The 7897-nt window shown below is 57.2% G+C and carries 4 protein-coding genes; all 4 read right to left on the bottom strand.

What is annotated here, in order from left to right; all coding sequences use genetic code 11:
• Positions 1 to 51 precede the first annotated feature (51 nt).
• On the bottom strand, positions 52 to 2436 hold the full coding sequence (locus VJ956_RS09210; protein WP_324084049.1) for an efflux RND transporter permease subunit: 2385 nt from the start codon (positions 2434 to 2436) through the stop codon (positions 52 to 54).
• A gap of 46 nt (positions 2437 to 2482) precedes the next feature.
• Entirely contained in the window at positions 2483 to 3631 is a 1149-nt protein-coding gene (locus VJ956_RS09205) for a WD40/YVTN/BNR-like repeat-containing protein (RefSeq protein ID WP_324084047.1), read from the bottom strand.
• A gap of 43 nt (positions 3632 to 3674) precedes the next feature.
• Positions 3675 to 5075, bottom strand: a complete 1401-nt coding sequence (locus VJ956_RS09200; protein WP_324084045.1) for a DUF1329 domain-containing protein — start codon at positions 5073 to 5075, stop codon at positions 3675 to 3677.
• A 163-nt stretch (positions 5076 to 5238) separates the two neighbouring features.
• Positions 5239 to 7884, bottom strand: coding sequence for an aminopeptidase N (gene pepN, locus VJ956_RS09195; protein ID WP_324084044.1), 2646 nt, complete (start codon positions 7882 to 7884; stop codon positions 5239 to 5241).
• Between the last annotated feature and the right edge of the window lie 13 nt (positions 7885 to 7897).

The following is a 7897-nucleotide window of genomic DNA, read 5'->3' as shown; positions in this document are numbered from 1 at the left end:
CAAACAAAAAAAGCCCGCAATGCGGGCTTTTCCGGATCAGGCTCTGGCCAGCTATTTCCTGCCACCGGCCCTGGCGACCATGTGGTCAGGCCGCAGCAGGAAGCGCGCAAGCGCCGGCAACAGCCAGATTGAACCGACCATGTTCCAGATAAACATGAAGAACAGCAGGAAGCCCATGTCGGCCTGGAACTTGATAGGCGAGAAAATCCAGGTAACAACACCCAGACCCAGGGTGACACCGGTAAAGATCACGGCTTTACCGGTCGAACGCAGAGTCTCGAAATAGGCGTCCTGAAGCGTTTCGCCCTCCAGCAGGAATTTCTCGAGCTTGGTATAGATGTAGATGCCGTAGTCGACACCTATACCCACACCCAGGGCAATAACCGGGAGGGTGGCAACCTTGATGCCAATGCCCGACACGGCCATGATTGCTTCCGCCAGAACCGACGTCAGCCCCAGTGGGATGAGAATACACAGCACCGCCCGGACTGACCGGAAGGTAAGCAGGCACAGGGTCGCAACCACACCGTAAACGAAAAGCAGCATCATGTTCTTGGCGCCGGAAATCACGTCATTGGTCGCGGCCTCAACACCGGCGTTACCTGCTGCCAGCAGAAAAGTATACTCATCCGTGTTGTTGTTGCTGGCAAATTCCTCAACACGCTCGGTCACTGTTTCCAGGGTTTCCGCTTTGTGGTCCTCAAGGAACACGAGGACCGGCGTCAGGTCGCAGTTAGTGTTGATCAGGCCAGCCGGAGCTTCACGGATAGAGGCATTGATGATGGTCTGGTTGCGGGAAATCTCGTACCACTTCCAGTTACCCTCGTTCAGTGCCTTGGTCACCATCTTGGACACATCCGCCAGCGATGCCGATGACTGAACACCCGGAGTATTCTGCAATTCCCACTGCAGGGTATCCATGGCGCGAAGAACGTTGTACTGGGTACACTGCTCCTCTTCGGTTTTGACCATCACCACCAACACGTCCGCACTGGTGGAGTAGTTATCAATGATGAACTTGTTGTCCAGATTATAGCGGGAGTCGGCCCGCAGCTCCGGTGCACCCTCGTCCAGGTCGCCAACCTTGAGCCCCTGCTTGTAATACAGGCCCACACCGAGACCGATAGCGGCGATCAGCAGAGAAATCGGGGCAACCCGCGGATTCGCAAAGTTGGACATAAGCTTCCATTTCCGATCCTGCTGTTCACCACGCTTCTGGACATTACGTATCCCGCCCCTGGTAATGCCGATGTAGGACATGATCAGTGGATGAAGGACCAGGTTGGTAACGATCACGATGGCGACACCAAGACCGGCGGCGACCGCCAGATCCCGGATGACATCGATTTCAATAAACAACAGTGTCAGGAAGCCGAAGGCGTCAGAAATCAGCGCCAGCATGCCCGGAATGTAAAGCGCGCGGAACGCCAGGCGGGCCGCTGTATTCGGATCAAACCCTTTGGCCGCCTCAACGGCCATGGCATTGACCAGCTGGACGCCATGACTGATACCAATGGCAAACACCAGGAAGGGCACAAGGACCGAATACGGATCAAGACCATAGCCCAGCAGCTTCAGGACACCGAGCTGCCAGAAAACAGCAACAATGGAGGTGAACACGGGCACCAGAGTTCCGGCGATACAACGGGAGTACCAGAACAACAGCAAAGTGGTGAGCAGGATCGTAATGCCGGCAAAGTAGGCAATCGATCCGATACCCTCAATCAGGTCGCCAACCTTCTTGGCAAAGCCGACAATGTGAATGTCGATTTCCGGATTCTGCGCCTCGTACTTCTGACGGATCTTCTTTTCAAGCTGACGGGAAAAATCGGCGTAATCCAGTGGCTCACCCGTTTCCGGATTTTTCTCGTAGAGCGGGGCGTAAACGATCGTGGACTTGAAATTATCAGAGACCAGCCGCCCTACTTCATTGGAACGCAACACGTTCTGACGGAGTGCTTCCAGGCTCTCGGGCGAGCCGTCGTAGTTGTCCGGAATGACCGTTCCACCCTGGAAACCCTGCTCTGTCACCTCTACCCAGCGGACGTTGGATGTCCAGAGGGACTTGAGGCCCGAACGATCAACACCGTCGAGGTAGAAAACCTCGTCGGTGATCTGCTTGAGCGTCTCCATGTATTCCCGGGTGAAGATATCGCCTTCCTCGACTTCTACCGCGATCCGCACAAAGTTGCCGAGGTTTTCAAGGTCGTCCCGGTGCTCGAGCATGTTCACGATATACGGGTGTTCAAGCGGAATCATCCGCTCAAAACTCGCATCCGGCTCGATCTTGATGGCGTTATAGCCCAGAAACAGCGTCAGGAAAAAGAAAACAAGCAGGATGATGGCCCGATTGTTGAAGATCAGCCGTTCCAGGAGCGGCTCTGCTTTTGGCGTGGTGATGTAATGTTCGCCCTTGTCATGATTCGGGTCCGACATTAAAAAGCCCCTCTAAAATTCGTTCTGTTGGTGCCGCATCAGGGCGTTATTGTAAATTCTTGCCAAGGGCGTCAGTGAACTTCACGCCGCCTTCGCCAATAATCATGAGTTCAGTGCCTGATAGTGGCACCACGTCCATAACCCCTTCCCGGTCGTCCCGGAAGTAGGGCCGGAAGGTTTCGCCACCATCGGTGCTGCTCAGCACCGCACCACTGTTGCCAACCAGGATAATGCGCCCGTCATCGCCAACTGCGCCATCATTCAGGGTGGCTCCACCCTCGTTAGGCACAATCTCCCAGGTTTCGCCCAGATCGGTCGACTTCAGGGTATTGCCACGAAGCCCGAAAACCAGAACTTCGTCCTCATTGCCGGTACCCAGGGCACCAAACAGGGAGCCTTCATAGGGGCTTTCCCGCCTCTCCCAGGTATCTCCGTTGTCTTCAGACACAAAAATCTGCCCCGCTTCACCGACAATGATCAGTGCTTCACCGGCGATCCGGGTGATACTGTTCAGATGGAAGCTCCGCGGGTTATCAATTTGTGGACCCTTGTCCTCCCAGCTTTGACCGCCATCGGTCGTGCGCAGGATCATGCCATAGGCGCCCACCACAAAACCGTGGCTTTCATTTTCAAACCATACATCCAGAAACGGGTTCACCGGACCAATCTCAAGATCGGCCTGCATGTTCTCGAGGGAAAAAATCAGGTCTTCAAGTTCCCATTCCAGGTCTTCGATTTCTTCCTCGGGAGCCTCCTCAATGCGGGCCTCCATGGCTTCAATCTGCTCCTTGCGGGTTTCAATCGCCAGTTCGGCAGCACGGATACCGGTCAGTTGCAGCTTCCAGGTTGCACCTGCGTCTTCCGAGTGCAGGACCACGCCGCTGTGACCGACGGCCCAGCCGTGGGTCCCGGTCCCGAAATCGACACCGGTCAGGGTCACAGATACCGGCACCTCGGCCTGGGTCCAGGAATCTCCGCCATTGTCGGAAAAAATGATGTGACCCCGCTCTCCCGCTGCGACAATCCTGTCCCCTGCGCGATCAGCGTCGTTAAGGAGATTTACCGGCGCAAGGTCGGTGGGCCTGGCCGGAATTTCGAGAATATCTGCCATTGCAAACACGGCGGGGGCAGCGATTGCCATTGACAGGCCAATGCAGGCCGCTCCCAGGGTGTTGCACATCAACCTTTTAGCCATTCAGCTTGCCTATTGTGTTGTGTTGAACAGTGTTACCCGGCCCCTAGCGAACGCTCATGCGACGAAGGGACGACGGAGAATAGTAACGCAGGTTCGGTACTTCGTCAGTGAACTCCCGGGTCGTCGGCTCTTCGGTATCCAGACCAACAACATGGTAACGACGCGCCTGAAGGTCATGATAAACATCCAGTGCAGTCCAGACGCCGGGAAGTTCATAATAGTTCTTGGCCATGCCGAAGGTGACACGCCAGAGCTCACCGCGACCATCATACTGGTCCAGCAGCAGGGTATTCCAGCTATCTGCGTCCACATAGAACCGACGCCTGGCGTAGATATGGCGTTCACCCTCTTTCAGGGTAGCTTCAACAACGTGCACACGGTGAAGTTCCCAGCGGGTAAGGTCCGGATTGAGGTGAGCAACACCGAGGATTTCGGAATGGGGCGTACCCGCCTGGCTCAGCAGGTAATTGTTGTAAGGTACATAAATTTCGCGCATGCCCTGATATTCCCAGTTGTAACGATCAAGAGCACCGTTGAAAATGTCGGTGTCGTCAGCGGTACGCAGATTGTCTGCCGCTGCAACCGGGGCGTCGTAACCCAGGTCGGGCGCCCGCCGCACACGACGCTGGCCGGCGTTGTAAGCCCAGCCGTTACGGGGATTGATGATCTGGTTCAGGGTTTCATGGACCAGAATCGCACCACCGGCAAGTCGCGGTGGGGACTCGGTAAACGACAGGTAGTAGAAAATCACGTTATCCAGTGTCGCTTCACTGCCGGCGGGATTATAGAAATTGAAAAAGGCTTCCTGCCGGGAGGTTGTCAGCGAATAGTCGCCATCCGTCTGCACCGCAACATCACTGGATCGACGGGCGACAGACACACCGCGCCAGCGAACCAGGTGATTCCAGATAACCTGCCAGGCTTTTTCTTCGTTATTGCCGTGGAGAATCGGGAAAGGATAGCCCCCGAAGGCGCCATCAATACCTGCGCCCTCACCCACGATGACCGCGCTTGTCGCGTTGGCTCGGGTATTGTCCTCAACCCGTTCCGGCACCGCATGGGTCCGGCGGCTCTGGTAGACGGGAATACGAAAGGTTGCCGGGTAGGCAGCCAGCATCGCCCGCAGGCCGTCGGTCAGAAATTCATCGTACTGCCCGGCATTGCTGGCAGTGATGGTAACAAGCACCTGGTCCTCCGGGAACGGATTGAGGTGATGCTGACCACTGCCCCGGTAACCGGCAGGGGCGTCTTCCGGTGTCAGACCGCCAGTCCAGGGAGGAATGGTTCCCGCCGCATTACCGGCCCTGACTGAGCCGAAAGGCGTCAGATCCTGGCCCAGCCTTGCTGCCTCGCTGGAGGAGACAGCCGCCATGGCAGGTGAGCCAGACACAGACACCGAAAAGGCGAGCAGGCTACCCAGAAGCACATTTTTTTTATTATTCATCAGGGAACCTTAACGATCTCTGAAAGCCTTCAGGAAAGCTTTTCTTGTTATGAAATCCTGATTTACGGAACTGCACGACCCAATGGCAACAGGTTAGACCAATTGCCGGTGTTGTCCATTGCCCAGACCTGCGATTGTGCGCCATCCTGTGGCCCCCTGGCCATCACTTACCCGCCAGGCTCTTGTGCACCACCTCGTAGACATCCCTGGATAACCCCTGCTTGTCCCGTACCGTTTCCAGCGCCGCTTGCATCTGCTCGCCATGCACTGGCGCAAATTTCCGCCAGCGGGTAAGCGGGGACACCAGCCGGGCCGCAATCTGTGGATTGAGGTCATCCAGACGGCACACCTGGTCGGCCAGAAACCGGTAGCCAGAGCCATCCTCGGCGTGAAACGCTGGCAGGTTCTGGCCGGCAAACGCCCCGATCACCGAGCGTATCTTGTTTGGGTTCTTCCAGTCGAAGGCCGGGTGCTGCATCAACTCCCTGATCTGGGACAGGCTGCCTGTACGGCTACCTGCCGCCTGAACCGAGAACCATTGCTCAACAACCTGTGGATCCTGTCTGAAACGCTGGTAAAAGTCAGCCAGCATGGCTTCACGATCGTCGCCGAAGCCGGAACCCACCAGGGATCGCAGCGCCCCGAGCCGATCCGTCATATTGTCCGCATCTGCGTACTGGGCCAGCGCAAGCGAGCGGGCCTCGTCATCATCCACATGCAGCAGCCAGGCCAGCGCAGTATTGCGCAAACTGCGGCGGGCGACGGCTTCCGGCGTCACCTGATAGTCGCCGGCAAGGGTATTGCGATGATAGCAGGCCAGCAGATCATCCCTGAGCTCTCTGACCAGACAACCCAGCACCCGCTCGCGGGCACGGTGGATGACCTGAACCTCGGGCTTGTCGGACAACTCGATCAGATAGGCCTCTGATGGCAACTGCAACATCTTGGCGACCAGGGCCTGGTCAATCGAGTCATCGGCCAGAAGGCCGCGGTAGGCTTTAATGAGTCCGGGGTCTACCGGCTCCCGCTCGCCCTTGGTGACCAGCGCGCTGATAACATCGACCGCCAGCCGCTGGCCTGCATCCCAGCGGTTAAAACCGTCAACGTCGTGACTCATCAGGAAGGTCAGCTGTTCCCGGGTCCAGGGATAGTACACCCGGACCGGCGCGGAGAAGTGCCGCAGCAGTGAAGGTACCGGGCGCTCCGCGAGGCCGTGGAATTCAAAGGAATGCTCTGACCTGGTCAGTTCAAGAACCCGTTCCGTCGGCGCATCCTGCTCGTCCGCGGACATGCGCAGTGGCAGAGGCTCGCCATCGGATCCCAGCAGCCCCAGGGCGAAGGGGATGTGCTGGGGCTTTTTGTTGGTCTGGCCGGGGGTGTCCGGAATGGATTGGGCGACCGACAACCGGTAGACGCCGCTGTCCTGATCAAAATGGTCCGCTATGGTCAGCTCCGGCGTACCCGCCTGTTCGTACCAGAGCCGGAACTGTGCAAGATCACGGCCACTGACATCTTCCATCGCCCGGACGAAGTCGTCAGTGGTAACCGCCTGGCCGTCATGGCGCTCGAAGTACAGATCGCTGCCCTTGCGGAACATTGCTTCGCCCAGCAGGGTCCGGATCATTCCCACGACCTCACAGCCTTTTTCATAGACGGTCAGGGTGTAGAAGTTGGTGATCTCCATATAGGATTCCGGCCGCACCGGATGTGCCATGGGGCCCGCATCCTCGGCAAACTGCGCAGTGCGCAGCATGGACGCATCTTCAATACGTTTGACCGTCGGCGAGCCCATATCGGAAGAGAACTGGGAATCCCGGAATACAGTGAAGCCCTCTTTAAGGCTTAACTGGAACCAGTCACGGCAGGTCACCCGGTTACCCGACCAGTTGTGAAAATATTCATGGGCAACGATGGATTCAATCCGCAGGAACGCCATATCGGTGGCGGTTTCCTGGCTGGCCAGCACACAGGACGAATTGAAGATATTCAGGCCCTTGTTTTCCATGGCACCCATGTTGAAGTCGTCTACCGCCACAATCATGAAGATATCCAGATCGTACTCACGGCCATAAACCTCTTCGTCCCAGCGCATGGCGCGCTTGAGTGAGTCCAGGGCGTGGTCACATTTTTCGGCGTTGCGCGGCTCGATATACATTCGCAGGTCAATGTCGCGGCCGGACATGGTGCGGAAGGAATCCCGTTTTTCAGCCAGGTCACCGGCCACCAGCGCGAACAGGTAGCAGGGCTTGGGAAAGGGGTCTTCCCAGGTCACAAAATGGCGACCGTTCTCCAGATCGCCCTTTTCCACGTCGTTGCCGTTGGAAAGCAGCACCGGACAGGCGGTTTTGTCGGCTTCAACGCGGGTGCGGAAGCGCGCCATAACATCGGGACGGTCCGGGAAATAGGTAATGCAGCGGAAGCCCTGGGCTTCACACTGGGTGCAGAACATCCCGGAGGATTTATAAAGCCCTTCCAGCCGGGTGTTTTTATGGGGTTCAAGCCAGGTGACCACCGCCAGTTCGAAGCTATCGGGGACGGCTGACACCACCAGTTTTTCGCCGCGGATGTCGTAGTCGCCCGGCGCCAGGGTTTTGCCGTCAAGCTGTATCGATTCCAGGGTCAGGCTGTCGCCATCCAGTTCCAGGTTGCGGTCGGCAGTCTCGCTTTCCGGGTTGCGGCGCACCGACAGCAGGCTGTGCACCCGCGCGCCGTCTTCGAACAGTTCAAATCGCAGATCCACATGATCCACAACGAAAGCGGGAACCTTGTAGTCTTTCAGATAGATGGTTTGCGGCTGACTGGTACGCATAGCTTGATTTGCC

This window comes from Marinobacter sp., assembly GCF_035268745.1.
GTDB lineage: Bacteria > Pseudomonadota > Gammaproteobacteria > Pseudomonadales > Oleiphilaceae > Marinobacter.
This window is presented reverse-complemented; position numbering and strand designations above follow the sequence as displayed.

Bases quoted from the DNA above. Each gene is read 5' to 3' on its own strand.
- pepN (WP_324084044.1), bottom strand. From the start codon at position 7,884: ATGCGTACCAGTCAGCCGCAAACCATCTATCTGAAAGACTACAAGGTT.
- VJ956_RS09200 (WP_324084045.1), bottom strand. From the start codon at position 5,075: ATGAATAATAAAAAAAATGTGCTTCTGGGTAGCCTGCTCGCCTTTTCG.
- VJ956_RS09210 (WP_324084049.1), bottom strand. From the start codon at position 2,436: ATGTCGGACCCGAATCATGACAAGGGCGAACATTACATCACCACGCCA.
- VJ956_RS09205 (WP_324084047.1), bottom strand. From the start codon at position 3,631: ATGGCTAAAAGGTTGATGTGCAACACCCTGGGAGCGGCCTGCATTGGC.